This window comes from Streptococcus sp. 2018037 (assembly GCF_019754195.1).
Classification (GTDB): domain Bacteria; phylum Bacillota; class Bacilli; order Lactobacillales; family Streptococcaceae; genus Streptococcus; species Streptococcus hashimotonensis.
On sequence record NZ_JAIJZQ010000015.1, the window covers coordinates 20,633 to 40,259 of the forward strand.

Sequence of the window (19,627 nt, forward strand, 5' to 3'; positions counted from 1 at the left end):
TAAGATGTAGCTCTGGACTTTTTGCCCAGCCTCATTTTTTCGGAAAGGCAATCCTGCCTGTTACGTACAATTCTTATACTTTCTATATGGGGGAATAAAGTCTGTATAAAGAATTTTGACTAATCTTCGTTACGACGACGTTTTCTTGCAAACGCAAGTGTTGCGACAAGCATTGCTGTACCAAGCGCACCTGCCACAGATGAAGCCTCACCAGTATTTGGCAATTGAGCTTTACCTGAAGCGGTTTTACCTGCTTGAGGTTTTGCAGGAGTTTCCTTCTCAGGTGTTGTTGGTTTATTAGAAAGTTTGCGATAAATATGTGTCGTATTACCTTCTTCATCAACTACAGTACGCACATACTCGTAACCTGAAATTTGACGTTTTGGTGTTGACCCATCCTCTTTTGGTGCAACAGGGTTACCCTCTTCATCAACGTGGTTAGTCACAACTTTCTTAGCAGGTGTTTTCTTATAGATGTGAGTTGTATTACCATCTTCGTCAGTAACAGTCTTACCTGTGAACTCATAACCTGGGATTGATTTGTTTGGTTTTGTTCCCTCTTCTTGTGGCGCAACAGGGTTACCCTCTTCATCAACGTGGTTGGTTACAACTTTCTTAGCAGGTGTTTTCTTGTAGATGTGAGTTGTATTACCATCTTCGTCAGTAACAGTTTTACCTGTGAACTCGTAACCTGGGATTGATTTGTTTGGTTTTGTTCCCTCTTCTTGCGGTGCAATAGGGTTACCTTCTTCATCAACGTGGTTAGTCACGACTTTCTTAGCAGGTGTTTCAACTTTACGGTAAACGTAAGTCACAACTGTTTCACCTTCTACAACTTTACCGTTTTCTGTACCATCAACACGAACCAATTCATACTCTTCATCTTTGAAAGTAATTGTCTTAGGTTTGTTGTCTGTAGTGTCGTATGGCGTACCCTCTGGAGAAGTCGGTGTATCTGTTACAGGATCCTTGATAACCGTACCATCTTCTGTCACGTAGTTAACAACAACTGTACCATTCTTAACTTCCGGTGTTTTCTTGTAGATATGAGTTGTGTTGCCATCTTCATCAGTAACAGTCTTACCTGTGAACTCATAACCTGGGATTGATTTGTTTGGTTTTGTTCCCTCTTCTTGTGGCGCAACAGGGTTACCCTCTTCATCAACGTGGTTAGTTACAACTTTCTTAGCAGGTGTTTCAACTTTACGGTAAACGTAAGTCACAACTGTTTCACCTTCTACAACTTTACCATTTTCTGTACCATCAACACGAACCAATTCATACTCTTCATCTTTGAAAGTGATTGTCTTAGGTTTGTTGTCTGTAGTGTCGTATGGTGTACCCTCTGGAGAAGTCGGTGTATCTGTTACAGGATCCTTGATAACCGTACCATCTTCCGTTACGTAGTTAACAACAACTGTACCATTCTTAACTTCTGGTGTTTTCTTGTAGATGTGAGTTGTATTACCATCTTCGTCAGTAACAGTTTTACCTGTGAACTCGTAACCTGGGATTGATTTGTTTGGTTTTGTTCCCTCTTCTTGTGGCGCAACAGGGTTACCCTCTTCATCAACGTGGTTAGTTACGACTTTCTTAACTGGAACATAAGGAATTGGTGTATCAACACCTGGATTTTCTGGTGTTGGTGGTACATATCCCTTACCTGGATCGTTTGGATCAACTGGTTCCAACGGTGTGTTGTCCTTAGGATCAACCGGTGTGTATCCTGGAACGTAAGGAATATTTGGAATCTCACCATTTGTTCCTGGTATCGTTGGATCGATTGGCTCATCTGGCTCTGTTGGGTCAAATGGGTAAGGTACTTTTGGACGCTCTGACTCTGGTACATTTGGAATCTCTGGAATCCAGTTTGCAACTTTCTGGTAAACATAAGTTACTGTGATTGTTCCTTCGATAACTTTACCATTTTCCTCACCATCTGTCTTAGATGGAACAAGGACATAGCGTGACCCATCTTTTGTGACGATTTCGTTTGGTTTCTTGTCAGTTGTAGTATAAGCATCTCCAACCGGTGCATCAGACACATCCGTTTCTGGATCTTTAATCACATTACCTTCTGTATCTTTGTAGTTTACAACTACAGAACCTGTCACTGCTTTATAGACATAGGTAACTTCTTTGTTAACACCAGCTTCAATCTTGCCTGTTGTTGGGTCAATACCTTTCGCAGTATTATTACCAACTTCAATCAAGTTATTTCCAGTGCCAACTTTACCAACCGGATAATCACCAGCAGGAACAAGTTTGTACACCTTGCCTTCAAAAGTGATGGAAGCTAATTTCTGATCCAAGTCGGTATCATAATTATAACCAGGTTTCGCATCCTTTTCATCTGAAACAGGAGCTTTGATTACTTTACCATTGACATCAACAAAGTTAACATTAACGTTACCAGCTTTTTCATAAACATACTTAACAGTTGTTGTACCTGCAACTACTGTACCTGTTGTATTAGCTGAATCAGATTTAACTTCTTTGTAGAAGTAGAGTGCCCCATCAGTAGCAACCAAGCTGGCTGGTCTACGGTCCACATCTGTATTATACTCTGTGCCAAGGGCTGACTTAGGAGTATCCACAACTGAATTTACAATTTGTTTTCCGTCAGTATCGTAGTACTCAACAATGACGTCACCATACTTGGAATTTTCTTTGTAGATATAAGTAGTCTCTACAGCTGTAGCCACTGCAGCATTTCGGAGAAAATGATTAGTTCCTACTGGGATAATGCCTTTATTCTCAAATTTTCCGAGACCAGCATCAATCCATTGGTTTTCTGTAATACCTTTTTCTCTCGCAGTTGTCCAAACTTGTTTAGAAATGTAGATACTTCCATACTTACCATCCGTAGAAGCATCACCACTCCATTTCGCAACTATCCTCCACTTACTGCCTTGACTATTTTCAGGTCCTACTTTAAAGACCATATATCCATCTTCTTCAGTGAACGGAGATAAAATCTCGGTATTTGTATTATAAATATATGATGATCGGTCAGCAGTGTTGTACTTATACGTAGATGTTTTAAGTAGTGGTAAAAAACCAGTTGTGTCTGTACCAGTCCAATCAACATCACTCTCAGCATATGATGGGTCTAATACGTAAAAAGTCTGGACATACTGATTATCCTCAACAACCTCGGTAATCGCTTTATAATATCTATTCTTTCCGACTTTATCTGAACCTACCCCAGCAAGATAAACCGCACCTTTCGGATAAGCACCTTGCACCACCGTTTGAGTCATTTTTACATAGTCGTATCCTGTAAAAGTACGAACAGCAGATGAGGTGACTTTTTGACCTGCAATGGTTTGAAGATTGTATGTCGCTAGAACATTCCCACTTTCAGTAATGTAGCGGGTCGTATTTACCTGATAAACAGGTACAGTTTCTGTAGCATAACCTAATACCCCATCTGAAAATTGAATTCTCGCTGGTGTACTTGTCGAGGCATCTGGTGCATAATAAGTCAGCGTAATATCACGATTTTTTTCATTAACTGTTTTCGGATATACAAATGTTGCGCTTGCCCCTGCCGTAAGTGTGTGACTTTCCAACACTTTGCCGGTTGTCTTTTCAACCAATTCCGCCAATATATCTGTGGTTGACGGATTGTTATCTAAAGAGTAACGCATATAAGCATTAAGTGCGGAACCACCAAGTGAACCAACTTGGTTACCATTATAGGCAAGTAAATCGTACGATCCAAAAGTATACCAACCAGATTCTTTTGTAGCCTCAATTTTATCTCGAAGCGTATGAGGAGCAATTTCTGCACCATTTGGATCAGACATTGAAGGTGTTGCTGTTGTCGTTCTATCTAGAAGGGTACCTTCGCCATCGCCAACTTTCAATGTTGATGCAGTTGTATCAAGAGCTGCTGTATCAAGAGCCGCTGTCAAGAGACCATCTACAGTGTATTTTTGCAATGCATTCCCCAACGCCTCATTGGCTGCTTTAACCGCTGCGACTTGCGCTTCAACTTGCTCAACAGTTGCTGCTGGGTCCGCCCAAATTGCCTTAGCTGCTGCAAGTTTTGCTTGAACATCCGCTACAGCTCCCGCAAGGGTTGCATCTTCAGTTTTAGCCAACTCTTTTTGACCAAGATCAACCAACAGTGGTGATTCTGATGTTACCTGTTCAAGAACAGCTTTCGCTTTTTCAACTTCTGTCGAAGTCGTAGCTACCGCACCCGTATTTTCAGCCGGTGCTGGCGTAGCTTCAGCATTTGTTTTTTCAACTTCTTCTGCAACCGCTTCTGTTGAAGCAGGCGCTATACTACTGGCAATAGTTGGTTCTGATGAAGCACCAGCTTCTTCAGCTTTAACAACCTGTGTACCGGCACCTAAAACTAACGACACACCAAGCAAAACACTTGCTGCACCAAAATGATACTTACGAATCGAAAATTGTTGTTTCGTACCGTACCAGTCAAATGATTTTTTATTTGCTTTACGCATAAAAAATCCCCCATATAAATATTAATTTAATTACACAAATTTTCTACTCTTTGTATCAAAGCCTTGAAAACTCCTGCAATCATCCGAGGTATTATACTACAAATAACTTTAAATGCCAAGTAATATTATAAAATTCCTCAAAAAAACATTATGAATTCGCTTCAATTCGAGAAGAAACCAGTATATTCATAGTTTTTTCATATTTTTTAAGAAATTTCACTTTTGAGAATTTCTATAAAATTACCGACACCGAAAAAATATTCGCGCCATATCTTGTATTCTTATACATATAGCCAATAATAAATAGTCAATAAATTTTTAAAAAAATCTGCCTGTTTTCTGATACAACAAGCAGATTTTGACTTTATTCCTTTTCTTGCTCTCTTGCCAAACGCTCACGTTCCAAACGGAATTTGCGATTGGGATTGAGCCTGTTAAAGAGTTCTTCTAATTTTTCAGCATTCCAAACATCGGCTGCTGAAACAAAATTCCCATCTTTATCCTTGAAGGATATTGGCTTATCACCCATGCAGACCTCCAACTATTTTTTTAGATTGCTCACAAACGACTGTCACCAACTGAATGAAATTTGTAAAGCTATAGTCTGCTCTAGAATTTCTAAGTTCGTACTAGACTAACTTACCGGACAGGTTACGACATGGAGTACAGGCATTCGATACTACTGCCTGTACGGAATAGTCCACCATAGCGGCTACCGTACTACATCAAGTCCTTTAGGACTTAAAGGTAGTTCCAACGTTACGACACGGAGCCCAAATGGTCGATACTACCATTTGGGTGAAGTTAGTAAGGTAGCTAGCCAAGGTCCCCTAGGACTTGGCGTAGTTTGACTAGAGGCTGGGCAAAAAGCCTAGCACCACTCTTCAGAGTTCGTGTCAACATCTCAGCGCAGTGGTTGATTGGCAGATTTGTTCGTGTTTTACACTCCAAATCTGATCTAATCAACTGTGCGGGGGTGGGAAGACGAACTCTTTTTTAACTAGTCGAGTTCTTTCCCACTCCCAGTCAAACTGCTTACCTCGCTTGCGAGTTTTCAGGCTCGGGCTGAAAAAGTCCCCCAGACATGGTCGCTTTCGTATTTCAAGGCGACCAGCTGATACAGTTCCCCAAACTACCTCGCTTTCGAATTTTTAGGCTCGGGTTAAAACTGTCCTCCAGACAGTTTTAATCCACAAACTCAAATTCGAACTTGCCAATACGGACGATGTCGCCGTCTTTGGCACCACGCGCACGGAGGGCTTCATCAACACCCATACCACGTAACTGGCGAGCAAATTTCATGACAGACTCGTCACGATCGAAGTTGGTCATGGTGAAGAGTTTTTCCAGCTTGTCACCAGATAGAATCCAACTTGCATCGTCTGCACGACTGATTGCAAATTCTGGTTCATCTGGATTAAAGCCATAGTAAGCCTCTTCTTCTTGGAAATCTGATTCGTCGTAGAGCAAGAATTCTGGCGTTTTCTCAAGCAACTCGGCTGTGGCTTCTAGTAGATTTTCCAGACCTTGGTGAGCAATACCAGAAATTGGGAAAATCTGTGGCAATTCTTCAAACTCATCATAGTTGGCTGCCAATTTTTTCTTGAACTCTTCCAGATGTTCTTCTGCCTCTGGCATGTCCATCTTGTTGGCAACGATAATCTGAGGACGCTCCATCAAACGAAGATTATAAGTTTCCAATTCATTGTTGATGGCTACATAGTCCTCATAAGGATCACGACCTTCACTTGCTGACATGTCCAAAACATGCAAGATAACACGTGTCCGCTCGATGTGACGGAGGAATTGCGTTCCAAGTCCCACGCCTTGACTAGCACCTTCAATCAAACCAGGCAAATCAGCCACTGCAAATGACTCGCCTGACTTGGTCCGCACCATTCCCAAGTTAGGAACAATGGTTGTAAAGTGATAGGCCCCAATCTTTGGTTTAGCAGCTGTAATCACGCTAAGAAGCGTTGACTTACCAACTGATGGAAAACCAACAAGACCAACGTCAGCTAGTACTTTTAATTCCAATTCAAGGTTGCTCTCCTCACCTGGTTCACCATTTTCAGAAATCTCTGGCGCAGGATTCTTAGGTGTCGCAAAACGAATGTTTCCTCGACCACCACGACCACCATGAGCAATAACAAATTCCTGCCCATTCTCAACCAAGTCCGTAATGATTTTACCTGTATCAGCGTCACGCACAGTTGTTCCCTGCGGTACACGAACAATTAAATCTTCCGCTCCTCGACCGTGCATACCTTTGGTCATCCCTTTTTCACCATCATCAGCCTTAAAGCGACGGTTGTAACGGAAGTCCATCAAGGTCCGCAAGCCTTCATCTACAACGAAGACAACATTCCCACCATGACCACCATCACCGCCCCAAGGACCGCCGTTTGGTACATACTTTTCACGACGGAAGGCAACCATCCCATCGCCTCCCTTACCTGCCTTAACCTTAATCTTGGCGGTATCTAAAAACATACTCATAATTTACCTATTCTTTCCTAGAAAAAAACGCTTAAAAGCGTTTTAGACCTCTATTCACAAGCGAAGTGCTCATATATAAGCGAAGGTTTTTAGCTAATCAAGGTCGTTCTTTGAGAGAATACTGACTGTATTTTGAAAAAACTAACGATGAACAGCTTAAAAACCAACCTTAGATAAAAGTGCCGAACTGTCAATACAGGTTCTTAATTCATCAATGCATTAATAGCTGGTAAAATCAAGCCAGCCAATGTCGCGACAACCATCACGACAACGATTATTAAAGTCACTTTCTCAAATGTTGTTTTTTTGTGTTTTTCTTCACCAAAAGCCATTGCTTTCTCCTTATTTAGTCATTGATAGTTTATTCTAACACATTATGGGAATGTTTTCAAATCTCATCCTTTGAAGAAAGGCTTTCCTTGACCAACTCCGCCACCTTATACGGCACTCCTGCTTCTGCGATTTCCTGCAAACTTGCTGACTGGATATTGCCAATAGACTTGAAATGCTTCATTAGAGCCTGTTTGCGTTTTGGTCCCAAGCCTTCTATGCCATCCAATTTGGATGAGAAGGAATTTTTTGACCGAACCTGACGGTGAAACTCAATGGCAAAGCGGTGCACTTCATCTTGAATCCGATGCAGGAGGAAAAATTCCTGAGAATTACGGGGCAACTCAACTACTTCCAGCGGATTACCAAAAAGCAACTCGTGTGTCTGGTGCTTGTCATTCTTCTGCAAACCTGCAATGGGAATGGACATACCCAACTCCTGCTCAATAACTTGCTTGGCGACATTGACCTGGCCTTGACCACCGTCAATGATAATCAAATCAGGCGGTGTCAAACCGTCCCGTAGCACCCGACTGTACCGCCGCTGCAACACTTCTCTCATGGAAGCATAATCGTCTGGTCCCTCCACCGTCTTAATCTTGTACTTGCGGTATTCCTTTTTATTAGGCACCCCATTTTCAAAGACCACCATGGCCGACACAGGGCTGGTTCCCATGATGTTGGAGTTATCAAAAGCCTCAATCCGCACAGGCGTCGGAATCCCCAGAAGCTGACCGATATTCTCCACAGCACCGTAGGTCTTCTCCAGATTTTTCTCCAAGAGATTAAACTTCTGCTCCAGACTAACACGCGCATTCTTGGTCGCCAGATTGATGAGTTGCTTCTTCTCGCCACGCTGGGGCTTGAGGACTTTAGTATCCACCAAAGCCTCTACAGCTTCTTGGTCAATATCCTGCGGTATCAAGACCTCTGAGGGAATCAAATGTTGCTGGTCCCTGTAAAACTGACCGATGTAGGTCAAAAAGTCTTCGTCCGCATCATTGTAGTATGGAAAAAGATTGACATTCCGCTCAATCAGTTTCCCCTGCCGAACAAAGAAAACCTGCACACACATCCAGCCCTTGTCCACATAGTAGCCAAAGACATCCCGATTCTGCAAGTCATGAGCCATCACACGTTGCTTGGTCCGCAGGGTGGAAATGGATTGCAGGACATCTCGGTATTCCGCAGCCTTTTCAAATTCCAAATTGCCAGCAGCAGCTTTCATCTTTTCCTGGACTTCCTTGACAATCTTATCATCATGCCCTGTCAAGAACTGGGCCACTTCCTTAGCCATCTTGTCATAGTCAGACAGGCTGGGCAGGTTTTCCCCATGGGCCAGACATTGCCCCAAATGATAATAAAGACAATACTTGTTCTCAGGCAATTTACACTTGCGGAAAGGATACAGACGCTCCAATAGCTTGAGAGTCTGGTTGGCCGCACCCACATCTGGATAGGGTCCAAAATACTGACCGCCATCTTTTTTTATCTGCCGTGTAATCATCAACCGTGGATGACGTTCCTTGGTAATTTTGATAAAGGGATAAGACTTGTCATCCTTGAGCATGATGTTATAGCGAGGCTTGTTTTCCTGAATCAGATTGATTTCCAGTAAGAGGGCCTCGATATTGGAATCCGTCACGATAAATTCAAAGTCGGCAATTTCAGATACTAAGGCCTCTGTCTTGGTATCATGGGCACCACGAAAATAAGACCGCACCCGATTGCGCAGGTTTTTGGCCTTACCTACATAGATAATCTTGCCGTACTTGTTTTTATGGAGGTAGCAACCCGGACTATCCGGCAGCAACTCCAACTTATGCTTGATCAAATCGTTCATAGGTCTATTATAGCAAATTTTCTGATAATCGAGCTTATTCCACTCCATTGTATATAGTCTTTTAGTTTACTTTTAGTACTCGCTTCAAAGGTTTGGGGAACCTTTGAAGGCTGGAAATAGCGCGAACCAAGTTCGCTTCAAAAGCCGCAGGCATAACTTAATGCTTTCTAATTTCTAGGCATTGACCAGCTGAGGTACTTCGCTTTTTTTTGTTTTCAGGCAAGGCGAGTTCAAACAATCCAGTGGAGTGTTTGAAGTTGGAAATAAGGAAACGGAGTTTCCTCTTACGTCGAAGTAATAAAAGAAAAACTAAATGACGATACTCGACTTCTTGGAATATATCCGCATCTATACTACAAAAATATTGATAGAAACTATTGCTTTTGTACTAATTCAGCAGTATAATAAATGTAATTAATTGTATATATTATTCGAAGAACATTGGAGTACAGCTTGGAATACCTAGCAAGCTCCTACTTTTAGTTCACGAATAACAAGGAGGTTACTATGATACAATTTGACCATATCACAAAAACATACGGCGAAACAATCGCACTTGATGACCTAAATTTGACAATTGAAAGCGGCGAGATTTTCGGTTTAATCGGTCACAATGGGGCAGGAAAAACAACGACAATCAGTCTATTGACTTCGATAATCGAAGCCAGTTATGGAACTATCTCTGTTGATGGTTTAAACCTAGAGGAGAACCGTGATGAAGTCAAGAAACGGATAGCCTACGTTCCAGATTCACCAGACATCTTCCTACACTTAACAGCTTTTGAATACTGGCACTTTATGGGCAAGGTCTATGGCGTAGAAAAGGATGCAGTTGATGACCGTATCGCTAAACTATCTAGTCTATTTGATATGACCGCTCGCCAGCATGAACCTATTGATAGTTTTTCACACGGTATGCGTCAGAAAACCATTATTATTGGTGCATTGATCCCTAACCCTGATATTTGGATTTTGGATGAACCCCTAACTGGACTGGATCCTCAGGCCTCTTTCGACCTAAAACAAATGATGAAAGAACATGCTCAGTCTGGTCACACCGTTCTATTTTCTACACACGTCCTTTCAGTAGCTGAACAACTCTGTGACCGCATTGCTATTCTACGAAAAGGGCAACTCATTTTCGTAGGAAGTCTAGATGAACTCAAATCACAGTATCCAGATAAAGATTTGGAGACCATCTATTTGGAATTAGCTGGACGCCAACAAGTGAAGGCAGGTGAGGAAGAATGAGTAAATCCATCATTTGGGAACTAGTAAAGATTAATATTCTTTATTCCAATCCTCAACTTCTAGCTTCCGTCAAGAAGAAACAAAGCAAGCGCAAAGACGCCTCCTTTTCAGCCTATAAAAGTGTCCTCTTGCAACAAGTATTTATGATTTTGTGTTTTGGACTCCTCTATTCTGTCTTTTTCATGGGAGTAGATTATAGTCAGTCCATCGGTTTCTTTTCTCTGCAACTGGCACTCTTTACCATTATTGCCATTGTCTACGGTTTTACAGGTTTCTTCTCCGTTTTCTACGATAGTAAGGATACAAAGTTGTATTTAGCACTTCCCCTGAAGCCACAAGAAGTCTTCCTCGCTAAAATCCTCTCTGCACAAGGGATGGTCTTACCCTTCCTCATGCCGTGTCTGTCCTTACTTCTAATCACTTACTGGCAAATTGGCGGTCCGCTCCTCGCCTTAGCTTCCATCCCTTCCTTTTTGATTCTCTGGATTTTAGTTAATTTAGTCAATCTGATTATCATGCACTTTGTTGGGGAAGTTCTGACAAAAAGCCCTCGTAAAACATTGATTTCTACAATCCTGATGACAGGTTCTTCCTTGCTGGCTTTTGCTGCACTCATGTTCCTGCAATCTCAGCAGACCGTTTCACTCAAATCTGGTGGCTTTGTTGATTTTCCTATCATACCTATATTTGCTGGATTCCATTACTTGGTCAGCCATACTATCTCACTAGAAACACTCCTTCATTTTGTACTTCCTTTCATCTTGATGATTGGACTTATTGTGTTTGCGTTTAAAACTGTCATTCCCAACTACTTTAATCAAGTTTTGGCAATTGAAAATGCTTCGACAAAACGGACCAATAATGCTAAATCTGCCAAGATTCCTAGCAATCTCAATCAGGCTTTAGTGAAACACCACCTATCTACTCTTAAAGATAGCAACCTCATGGTCCAAACCATGATACAACCAATCATTATGGGAGTGGCGCTTTTTCCAAGTTTTAGCCGTTTCACGGAGAATGGTGGTCTGAGTTCAGTTGAATGGGATTTCTTTGGTATTGCTCTATTAGCTGGATTCTTGCTTGGCAGTCTATTTGCTGGTTCTACAACCTTCATCGGAGTGGCCATGTCATTGGAGAAGGAAAATTATCATTTCATTCGAACACTTCCTATAAGTTTCAAAAAATTTATCATCCAAAAATTCTGGGTATTGGCTGCCGTGCAATTTGCACTACCGACCCTACTTTACTTTGCTTTGGCACTAGGTTTCATGAAAGTCAAATTCATTCTAGCATTCTTCTTTACAGTCGGCATCATTATCTCAGCCCTGCTAACTGGTCAGATTTATTACTGGCGTGACCAACGACTCCTCATGCTCAACTGGCAAAATAGTAACCAGTTATTTGGTCGCGGAGCGGGTCAATGGTTGATTGCTGGATCGATCATAGGAACAATGTTTCTCGGAGCCATTATTCTAGTTTTCAGCATCATATTAGCTGGCACTATTGGTGCAGCCTATGTAAGCTCAGCCTTGATGACCTTACTGCTCATCCTATCAGCTACTCTTCAACTATATATCTACAAAGCTTATTGGCAAAAACTAAAATAGATTGGACAATGTCCAATCTATTTTTAGTTTTCTGCGTAATATTCCTGACCGTAGCCTTCTACTTCAGCATTGATTTGCCAAGAGATACCAAACTTGTCTGTTACATTGCCATAGGCAGGAGACCAAGGAACTGCTTGAAGTTCCATATTGATAGCAGTTGCATCTACGGATAACTTGCTGTATAGTTCCTGCGCTGTCTCAGCATCATCTGTGATAAGCGCAACTGTAATATTGTCACCTACTGTATAAGGCATTTCTGGGTTGTTGTCTGACAACATAAACCGTTGACCATTCAAACGAAACTGTGCATTCATCACGTAATTTTCTAGTTCAGCAGGGCAGTCTGGTAAGAAATCTTTAAATAGATTTACTTGCTCCACTGTTGCCCCAAGAGCATTTTTATAAAACTCGATGGCTTCCAAACCATTACCATTAGTAACCAAGTATACTTCCATTGCTTTAAGCATGATGGACCTCCAAAATTATAATGGTTTATTATATCACGAGTTAGTTATACGGACAAATTTTTCGACTTATTTCTGACTAAATGTAAAATTAGTAGTCTCCACCTGATACACCAAAATATTCTTCCAAGGTCAAGCCTGAATTGTAAATATCTGTCGCTTCTTGACCAATATATCGCACATGCCAGGATTCTGCCATATAGCCTGTGCTAGATTCTTTTCCTGGAAGATAGCGGACAATAAAGCCATATAGGTGTGCATTCGTAGCCAACCACTGAGAAGCATTGGGTTCTTCTAATAAATTACCACTTGTATCCAATAAATCAAAGGCTAATCCTGTCTGATGTTCACTATATCCAGCTCTTGCAGAATACGTATCTGCCGCTGCTTGTCCTTCTTGATTTACATAGGACTGATAGAGACTTGCCTGAGTTTCATAGGAACGAAATCCACTGTAGTTATTGGAGATACCAAATCCTAGCGCCTGCATATCTGCTTTTAAACGTTGAAAAGCTGCTAAGGCTTCAGGATTTTCGCCTGGTGCATAATCAGCTGCAAGCGGATGCTTTTTATTGGCGATAATCACTTCGCCATATTTTCCTTGTACACTATAATAGGAACCGTTAAAATTTATCTGAGTCTTTGTGTTTGTTACTTCTTGATTCGTTTCCACTGATGTAGAGCTACTTGTTGACTGCTCCGAAGTTGTTGAAGCAGACTGACTTGAAGTAGTCGAAGCAACCGTTGACGAATTTTTTGTAGTATTGGTCTGTTCCGTCTTTTGATGACATGCTGCTAGTAAAAACATAGCCGGCAAGCATAACAGAATAGTACGTTTCATTATTATCACTCCGTTCTCTTATAATTATGTCTATTGTAGCACAATCATAAGACCCCGTCTAATGGTGGCTTATGATTTTAACCATTAATATTTTAATGCACGTTGAACTTCTCTAGATTTGTTTTCTTTACAAGAATGCACGTTTACCACTGTTGCAAAAATGATAACATACATGTCATAAAAAGAAACACCAGCCTTTCGACTGGTGGACATATATGATGTTAAATACCTGTATTCACAAATAAAGTAATTTATATACAAATAGTTTTTGAGGAAATACTGACTGTATTTTGAAAAATCCGTATTAGCTAGAGATACTGATACTCAATGAAAATCAAAATCAGACTAGGCGACGCAGATGCAGATAGAACTGAAGTTCATCAAATCAAGTCAACAACGTCTGATTTTGATTTTCGAAGAGTATGAACTGTAAGTACAGCTGAGATACCTCAGCAATAGTCCCTACCAAACATTATTTTTGATTTTTAGATGACATACCGTTTTTTATGATGTCTTCTACCTTCACATCCGGTTTATTATTTAGCACTCCTAAAAATACAAGAATACTGAGGATAATACAAATAGTCTGCTCGATTTGGTTTAAAGTACGACTACATTCAATATTGAAATAACAAACCAGGACATTATCAACGAGCATCAATACCAACGAAATTAGTCCAATCCAAAACATATGTTTTTTCAAACGATTCTTTATTTGTTTCATATCTATACTCCTTTTTGATGTATAAAAATACATTTTACCATAAATAAACCGTTAATTCAAAAAAATATGGGATAAAAAATATGATAAAGCAAGCGAAAGAGACCATGTAGCAAAACTAATTCAAATGACTACATATCAGCACAATAAAACGGGTGATGATACCGAGTTGATAGAAACTACATATCATCATCCGTTTGTCAGCTGTAAGGGAGAAAGAAATTTTATTCGATTAGCTTGATGTCCGTTCTCTGCATTGTTTATCCTGCAATAAACAATGAGAAGAAACTTGTACCAACCATATCCGCAAGAGCATGTCCTAAGAAATATGGCAATAAATTATCATTTTTCCTTGTATACATGTAGTAATAGAAAAGACCGAAGGCTACACCAATAACAAGAGCAGATACCATTCCTTGATAGGTATGGAAAGATATGCGGACAATTGTTGAAAAGAGTAAGACCAGCGAACGCTTTTTCTTATCTGTACTCAACAATAAGCCTAAGAAAAAGAACTCTTCATAGAAGCCATTAAACAAGGAATAGATAACTGTGCTGTAGTCAACGGCTAGGAAACGGTTGAGCACTGTTGTGATATTCCAGTCATAGTAAGGCAAGTATCCGAGGTAATTATATCCACCAGATAGACCGGGAATATAAGAAAAAGCTGTAAATGCCAAATCGCTAATCAGACCAGCACCGATGAAAATCAGTGGTCCCCAGAGCAAAACTGTCCACTCTAATTTTACTTTTAGCTGCTTGAAATCATAATTCCGAATCAATAAATACACCAGGGCAAACAGGAATAGCTTTCCTTGATTGGCTAGAGCCCACCAATTGTCTGCTGCAGTAAAGGATTGGACTCCTGTTTCCACTACTTCTGTTGCAGAAAATGATGCTATCCATTGCATGGTTGAGGTATAAATAGCATTACCACATAAAATCGTTGTGATAATAAACAAATCTATCCAAGTGAGTTCTTTTAGGGGCTTGGTTGGACGAATGCGTCTCAATAATCTTTTCACCTTTTCCTCCTTATATTTTGGTACATATTCTTTCTGTACAATTATATACTAAAATCCTTATAAATTTCTTAAAATATCTTATAACAAATCTAATAATTCTTGATAGCTATGAATGGTATAGGTTGGAACTGCTTTGCTGTTGTTTATCTTGTGAGTCGGATTGTACCAAACAGTATCCATACCTGCATTATTTCCGCCTTGAATATCTGCTGTCAAACTGTCTCCAATCATTAAGGCTTGGTCAAATTGAAAACCTGAAATCTGCTCTGCTATTTTTTCATAAAAATCAGCCGCAGGCTTTTGCGTCCCCATCTGCTCAGAAATAAATACTTCTTTGAAATACGATTGAATGGGTGAGTGAAGCAAGCGATTTTCCTGTATATAGGTCACGCCGTTGGTCGCCGCATAAATCTGGTAGCCTCGGTTTGTCAATTCCTGCAAAAGTCTATCTGCACCTGTAAAAATTTGTCCCTGCCGCCCAATAAATTCTTGGTAGCGCAAAGCCATCTCCCTTCCATCAACCTGCCGACCAAAGTGGGCAAAGGTCCGTGAAAATCGGGTATTGATCAGCTCTTTCTTTGTAATGTTCCCTTTTTCCAAATCCTTCCACATGCCCTGGTTGAGCGGTCGATAGACTTCTTTAAAGGCTTGAATATCTTCAACCTCCATAGCTGTCAAAAACTGGGTTAAGGCTACTTCTTCTCCACGACTAAAATCAAGAAGAGTATGGTCAAGATCAAAGAGTAAGTGTTTGTATTGCAAGATGATAAGTCCTTTCTAAGCAGAAACTACTGAAGCGATGTCAGGCAGTATGTCTAAAGTATACCACAGTTTCTAAAAAAATAGCTCTGTGTCCTCGGCTCTATTATACTGTTTTTTAGATTTCATACTCTTTAAAAATCAAAATTATCCGTTGTCAACTTGCCTCGATGAGTGAAAAGCTCCTGTGGAGCTTTTTAGCCTGTTGCCTTGAAATAAGAAAGCAACAGAGTTCTATCATCGGCTTCGTTTCCTAGGCTACTTTTGATTTTTATTGAGTATCATCAGCCCTGGATACACCCATTTCCTCATTTTCATTGATCAATAAGCTATAATATACAAGCTTATAATTTATTTTAATACACTTGATTCTATAATTTTAACATCCCCAAGATTGTCAAACGAATAGCGTTGAGTCCCCTTTTCAAACCAAGTCTTGAGAACGACATCATTCAAAACGTAGGATGATTTTTCCCTTAACCAAGCAGCATCTATACCATACGTTTTCAAATAATTTAATACTTCTTCTTTTTCAGTTAATTGCAAAGAAGGGAGGCCTTTGGAGGAAGAAAACCAATAGGTACTCTCCAAATATTCTTGCAAATTGACCGTTTCACCTCTTTTTTTATCTATCCAATAACCTGATTCTGCCCACGCCAATGAATCATCTGAATTGGAAATTTCAATAGTCTCCTTTAGTTTACGTTCTCTATAGTTATAACAAATGTATAGGTAAACATTTTCTGATATTAATCGCCGGTATTCAACAATAAATGTTTCATTTATACCAACAATTACTTGTAAACTTTCATTATCAAATAAGTCCCCGTCTATCCCTAGTCCAATTATTTGATCCGGTTCTCTAAATGATTGCGGACTTCCTAAAATAGTACTCAAATCTGGTAAGCCTTTCAAGGACCCACTATATACCTCGGCATAGTTCATTTCTAAGAATACATTCTCTAAGGAATTATATTGTGTCTTTTGACTATAGTAATTAAAAACTTTAAAAATCAGAAATGAGCTCGTGACAATTATGACAATTATAAAAAAATATTTTGAAAATTTATGCTTCATATATACCCCCACATCATTGGCTCAAATCTTGAATAAATTGATGAGCGACTTAACAGTTTCCACCTGATACTTTGGTATCAAAGGTTTACATATTTATTCTACCACACCAAAAAGAAATCACCTAGAAATGTCTAGATGATTTCAGAGATTGTTCCCCTTTTACAAATAGGAAAATTTTATCTACCTTACTGATATTTCTTCAACACTTCAAAGAACTCAAGGTAAATCGTTACATGAGTATAGAAATATTTGACAGAGCGATAGTATCGTAGCTAAAACGACAAACTAGGGTTTCCTCACCCAAGGATATTTGATTTGACAATCTGAATATTCCCTATGTTATCAAAGGAATAGCGATGGCTACCCTTTTCAAACCAGACCGACAGCAACAATGTCTCCCAGACATAGGTTGATTGTCTAATAAGCCATGTACTATCAAGGTCATCATCTCTCAACAAGTCTAATATCTCTTCTCGAGTCTTTTTTTCGCTACCGTCATTCTCAATTGCAACAATAGACTGTGTGACGTTCTCAACGCCATCATATATATAATTTATCTGTAATTTCCTACCATTTTTAAAGTCATGCTGGTACGAGAAAATGAAACCTTTTGTATCGTCTATATACACTGTTACTGTTTCTTCTGGTTTGAGTAACTCGCGCAAATTATAGTGTAGAGTCACAAATCCTGTATTATCAGAAAAATCATAACTGGTATCACTTTTTATAAGCTGACTATACGATTTTATCGGAATAACTTTTATACTTGTCATCTCTGAATAAATAATTTCATCTATTGGATTATGTAATCGATGGTGACTATAGGTTAGATAAACTACAACGACACCTAGAACAAGGACTAAGGCTTTAATTGTACGTTTTATCATTTCGCTCCCTCCTCTAATTTCAATATGAAATCATAAGCTACAGAATTCTTGCCTTTTAACTGGTTCATATTAGTAACTTTTTCAGCGCTATATATCTCTTTTTTTACATAATCAATACCCACGGATATATCAAATACTTTCTCCCTAGTAATTCCTGAATTATTTAACATATAGTATATTCCTGCTAGTCAGAAACTGAAATATTAGCAAAAGTTTAAATTCTACTAATCCGATATATTTTCAGCAACAATCTCTATATTTCCCCAATTATTCTTAGAGAAACGACTAGGATAGACTCGAAGCCAGTCAGGAATAATCTTATTCCGTAACAATTCTTCGCTTCTTCTAATGTATGGAGAAAGACTAATTTTTTTCTCTTGCACATACTCCATAATCTGCTTGTACTCTGTTAACCTTTTTTCGCTAATAATCCCTATAGACTGTACCAATTTATCAGAATTATATTTATACACATAGTATATGTCTATAATTTCTCCATTGCTATACATGAAACGAAAGTTTATGGACATGTCGCCCCCCTCTGATTTATCATCCGGGAAGTTAAAGCTGTATGAAATATTCTCAACCCCTAAAGGTAAAACTTCTGAGCGATACTGTTCTGAAATATGACCGTAAAATAAACCACTTGATTTATTTTCTTCCATATCTGGAATCTTATTTAAAGTAGAGTTCGTATGTAAAAAAGAATTTGTAGCATGATGATACTCGTCTTGATAAATTTCTTCAAAAACATTGCTATATCGAGGCTTTGAAAACATTAAAAAGAGCGGCAATAGTATGATTGCGAATACTGCTATAGATAGAGCATAAATCATTTTTTTATTCATATATAATGACCTCATTATGGTTGATTAATGTAAACATGCTACACTTTTTAATCTAAATCACCACAAACTGAACTACTTGATAATCGCTTGAGATACTCGTCAGACGTTTCTTTATACATATCATAGCGCTAAAGTTTGCCCAGTATTTGAATCAACAAAATATTTTCGACATCCTTCATAAATCAACATCAATTCAGTCCCAACAGGTAAAGCATATATTGAAAGAATAGCGGGTTCAATATCAATTATAGTTCCCCAATCACAAACTGACATATTACTCGAATCAGATAGGAACTCGTCTGTGTCTATTTCAGAAAGGAAACGCCAACCGTTATCCAATTCATTAGTACCCTCTTCCCGAAAAATCCACTTGATTTTACCTTTATTGTTCAATATATTATTCGAAACTACTGCTCCACCTAATCCCATACTCTTACTATTCATATTTATGCCCCCTATTTGTTGATGGTAACTCAGGTCTATAATTTTTAGGATTTCTAAACCACTTTAAAAATTCCTCCTTAGTAATATAAGCATTCATATATTTTTGTGCATATCCGAGTATTTTCACCAGGAATATGCCCCATATCCCATTGACCATTTCTAGGCTTTGTTTTATCCCATATTATTTCTTTACCACTTGGGCCTATTACTTTTCCGTTATTGGATTTTTGAGCATTCTTAAATACTTCATCTACTTGCCCTTTCGCGTATTTAGTACAGCTATTCTTATAGGCTTTGTTGCCCTCATCCCCATTCTTCGCAAAGGCTTGAACAAGATTATCAAACCCTTTCTTGGCATTCTGTCCAACTTCACGCAAAGTGGTTCCACCTGCGTTCATGGTCATGCCACCAACTCCAGCGAGTTGTGGAGAGAAACCAAATGGGGTGTCGAGAAGTTTGCCTACATTCGATTTTATGAAGGTTTTGGTACCATCAATCGCTTTGTTAGCTCGAGTGACAATTTTTGAACCTTTAACAACATCAAATAGATTGT

The 19,627-nt window shown here is 39.4% G+C and carries 19 protein-coding genes; 2 read left to right on the top strand and 17 right to left on the bottom strand.

Annotated features, from left to right (window positions below; all coding sequences use genetic code 11):
* Positions 1-119: 119 nt before the first annotated feature.
* From K5Q29_RS06705 to uvrC, 5 genes are all read right to left on the bottom strand, one after another.
* Positions 120-4,478 (bottom strand): MucBP domain-containing protein, encoded by a 4,359-nt coding sequence (locus K5Q29_RS06705; RefSeq protein WP_205032631.1) that lies wholly within the window; start codon positions 4,476-4,478, stop codon positions 120-122.
* A 364-nt stretch (positions 4,479-4,842) separates the two neighbouring features.
* Positions 4,843-5,007 carry a hypothetical protein gene (locus tag K5Q29_RS06710; RefSeq protein WP_024393955.1) on the bottom strand — a complete coding sequence of 55 codons (165 nt, stop codon included), beginning with the start codon at positions 5,005-5,007 and terminating at the stop codon, positions 4,843-4,845.
* Positions 5,008-5,663: 656 nt separating this feature from the next.
* Positions 5,664-6,977, bottom strand: coding sequence for a GTPase ObgE (obgE, locus tag K5Q29_RS06715; RefSeq protein ID WP_105138803.1), 1,314 nt, complete (start codon positions 6,975-6,977; stop codon positions 5,664-5,666).
* Between the two features lie 203 nt (positions 6,978-7,180).
* The gene (locus tag K5Q29_RS06720; RefSeq protein ID WP_024412289.1) at positions 7,181-7,309 is read right to left on the bottom strand and encodes a DUF4044 domain-containing protein; all 129 of its coding nucleotides are present in this window, start codon (positions 7,307-7,309) and stop codon (positions 7,181-7,183) included.
* A 56-nt stretch (positions 7,310-7,365) separates the two neighbouring features.
* Positions 7,366-9,150 carry an excinuclease ABC subunit UvrC gene (gene uvrC, locus K5Q29_RS06725; protein WP_205032632.1) on the bottom strand — a complete coding sequence of 595 codons (1,785 nt, stop codon included), beginning with the start codon at positions 9,148-9,150 and terminating at the stop codon, positions 7,366-7,368.
* 507 nt (positions 9,151-9,657) lie between these two features.
* Between uvrC and K5Q29_RS06730 the strand changes: the two genes are divergently transcribed.
* Together K5Q29_RS06730 and K5Q29_RS06735 are read left to right on the top strand one after the other, a co-directional pair.
* Positions 9,658-10,401, top strand: coding sequence for an ABC transporter ATP-binding protein (locus K5Q29_RS06730; protein WP_029186612.1), 744 nt, complete (start codon positions 9,658-9,660; stop codon positions 10,399-10,401).
* Positions 10,398-12,008, top strand: coding sequence for a permease (locus K5Q29_RS06735; RefSeq protein ID WP_105138804.1), 1,611 nt, complete (start codon positions 10,398-10,400; stop codon positions 12,006-12,008). The genes K5Q29_RS06730 and K5Q29_RS06735 overlap by 4 nt, the downstream gene beginning before the upstream one ends.
* Positions 12,009-12,031: 23 nt before the next feature.
* On the opposite strand, the gene K5Q29_RS06740 is transcribed toward K5Q29_RS06735, so the two are convergent.
* From K5Q29_RS06740 to K5Q29_RS06795, 12 genes are all read right to left on the bottom strand, one after another.
* Positions 12,032-12,475 (bottom strand): VOC family protein, encoded by a 444-nt coding sequence (locus K5Q29_RS06740; RefSeq protein WP_002935466.1) that lies wholly within the window; start codon positions 12,473-12,475, stop codon positions 12,032-12,034.
* An 88-nt stretch (positions 12,476-12,563) separates the two neighbouring features.
* Positions 12,564-13,319 carry an LD-carboxypeptidase LdcB/DacB gene (ldcB, locus tag K5Q29_RS06745; RefSeq protein ID WP_105138813.1) on the bottom strand — a complete coding sequence of 252 codons (756 nt, stop codon included), beginning with the start codon at positions 13,317-13,319 and terminating at the stop codon, positions 12,564-12,566.
* A 466-nt stretch (positions 13,320-13,785) separates the two neighbouring features.
* Positions 13,786-14,037, bottom strand: coding sequence for a phage holin (locus K5Q29_RS06750; RefSeq protein ID WP_024414993.1), 252 nt, complete (start codon positions 14,035-14,037; stop codon positions 13,786-13,788).
* 257 nt (positions 14,038-14,294) lie between these two features.
* Complete coding sequence (locus K5Q29_RS06755) at positions 14,295-15,059, bottom strand: CPBP family intramembrane glutamic endopeptidase (protein WP_024412284.1); 765 nt, start codon at positions 15,057-15,059, stop codon at positions 14,295-14,297.
* A gap of 78 nt (positions 15,060-15,137) precedes the next feature.
* On the bottom strand, positions 15,138-15,821 hold the full coding sequence (locus K5Q29_RS06760; protein WP_105138805.1) for a YjjG family noncanonical pyrimidine nucleotidase: 684 nt from the start codon (positions 15,819-15,821) through the stop codon (positions 15,138-15,140).
* A 348-nt stretch (positions 15,822-16,169) separates the two neighbouring features.
* Positions 16,170-16,895, bottom strand: coding sequence for a TipC family immunity protein (locus tag K5Q29_RS06765; protein WP_105138806.1), 726 nt, complete (start codon positions 16,893-16,895; stop codon positions 16,170-16,172).
* 296 nt (positions 16,896-17,191) lie between these two features.
* The gene (locus K5Q29_RS06770) at positions 17,192-17,782 is read right to left on the bottom strand and encodes a TipC family immunity protein (protein ID WP_105138807.1); all 591 of its coding nucleotides are present in this window, start codon (positions 17,780-17,782) and stop codon (positions 17,192-17,194) included.
* The gene (locus K5Q29_RS06775) at positions 17,779-17,952 is read right to left on the bottom strand and encodes a hypothetical protein (protein ID WP_153308791.1); all 174 of its coding nucleotides are present in this window, start codon (positions 17,950-17,952) and stop codon (positions 17,779-17,781) included. Before K5Q29_RS06775 ends, K5Q29_RS06770 begins: the two co-directional genes overlap by 4 nt.
* Positions 17,953-18,006: 54 nt before the next feature.
* A complete protein-coding gene (locus tag K5Q29_RS06780) occupies positions 18,007-18,630 on the bottom strand; it encodes a TipC family immunity protein (RefSeq protein WP_053866926.1) in 624 nt (207 codons plus the stop codon).
* A 120-nt stretch (positions 18,631-18,750) separates the two neighbouring features.
* Positions 18,751-19,074 carry a DUF2185 domain-containing protein gene (locus K5Q29_RS06785; RefSeq protein ID WP_228477867.1) on the bottom strand — a complete coding sequence of 108 codons (324 nt, stop codon included), beginning with the start codon at positions 19,072-19,074 and terminating at the stop codon, positions 18,751-18,753.
* Positions 19,067-19,231 carry a GH-E family nuclease gene (locus K5Q29_RS10920; protein ID WP_398578110.1) on the bottom strand — a complete coding sequence of 55 codons (165 nt, stop codon included), beginning with the start codon at positions 19,229-19,231 and terminating at the stop codon, positions 19,067-19,069. The genes K5Q29_RS06785 and K5Q29_RS10920 overlap by 8 nt, the downstream gene beginning before the upstream one ends.
* Entirely contained in the window at positions 19,152-19,478 is a 327-nt protein-coding gene (locus tag K5Q29_RS06795) for a hypothetical protein (protein ID WP_203224943.1), read from the bottom strand. The genes K5Q29_RS10920 and K5Q29_RS06795 overlap by 80 nt, the downstream gene beginning before the upstream one ends.
* Positions 19,479-19,627: the final 149 nt, after the last annotated feature.

What these genes read in the sequence shown, in the direction of transcription:
- K5Q29_RS06705 (WP_205032631.1), bottom strand. Translation starts at nt 4,478, where the DNA reads ATGCGTAAAGCAAATAAAAAATCATTTGACTGGTACGGTACGAAACAA.
- K5Q29_RS06710 (WP_024393955.1), bottom strand. Translation starts at nt 5,007, where the DNA reads ATGGGTGATAAGCCAATATCCTTCAAGGATAAAGATGGGAATTTTGTT.
- obgE (WP_105138803.1), bottom strand. Translation starts at nt 6,977, where the DNA reads ATGAGTATGTTTTTAGATACCGCCAAGATTAAGGTTAAGGCAGGTAAG.
- K5Q29_RS06720 (WP_024412289.1), bottom strand. Translation starts at nt 7,309, where the DNA reads ATGGCTTTTGGTGAAGAAAAACACAAAAAAACAACATTTGAGAAAGTG.
- uvrC (WP_205032632.1), bottom strand. Translation starts at nt 9,150, where the DNA reads ATGAACGATTTGATCAAGCATAAGTTGGAGTTGCTGCCGGATAGTCCG.
- K5Q29_RS06730 (WP_029186612.1), top strand. Translation starts at nt 9,658, where the DNA reads ATGATACAATTTGACCATATCACAAAAACATACGGCGAAACAATCGCA.
- K5Q29_RS06735 (WP_105138804.1), top strand. Translation starts at nt 10,398, where the DNA reads ATGAGTAAATCCATCATTTGGGAACTAGTAAAGATTAATATTCTTTAT.
- K5Q29_RS06740 (WP_002935466.1), bottom strand. Translation starts at nt 12,475, where the DNA reads ATGCTTAAAGCAATGGAAGTATACTTGGTTACTAATGGTAATGGTTTG.
- K5Q29_RS06750 (WP_024414993.1), bottom strand. Translation starts at nt 14,037, where the DNA reads ATGAAACAAATAAAGAATCGTTTGAAAAAACATATGTTTTGGATTGGA.
- K5Q29_RS06765 (WP_105138806.1), bottom strand. Translation starts at nt 16,895, where the DNA reads ATGAAGCATAAATTTTCAAAATATTTTTTTATAATTGTCATAATTGTC.
- K5Q29_RS06770 (WP_105138807.1), bottom strand. Translation starts at nt 17,782, where the DNA reads ATGATAAAACGTACAATTAAAGCCTTAGTCCTTGTTCTAGGTGTCGTT.
- K5Q29_RS06775 (WP_153308791.1), bottom strand. Translation starts at nt 17,952, where the DNA reads ATGTTAAATAATTCAGGAATTACTAGGGAGAAAGTATTTGATATATCC.
- K5Q29_RS06780 (WP_053866926.1), bottom strand. Translation starts at nt 18,630, where the DNA reads ATGAATAAAAAAATGATTTATGCTCTATCTATAGCAGTATTCGCAATC.
- K5Q29_RS06785 (WP_228477867.1), bottom strand. Translation starts at nt 19,074, where the DNA reads ATGAATAGTAAGAGTATGGGATTAGGTGGAGCAGTAGTTTCGAATAAT.
- K5Q29_RS10920 (WP_398578110.1), bottom strand. Translation starts at nt 19,231, where the DNA reads ATGGTCAATGGGATATGGGGCATATTCCTGGTGAAAATACTCGGATAT.
- K5Q29_RS06795 (WP_203224943.1), bottom strand. Translation starts at nt 19,478, where the DNA reads ATGACCATGAACGCAGGTGGAACCACTTTGCGTGAAGTTGGACAGAAT.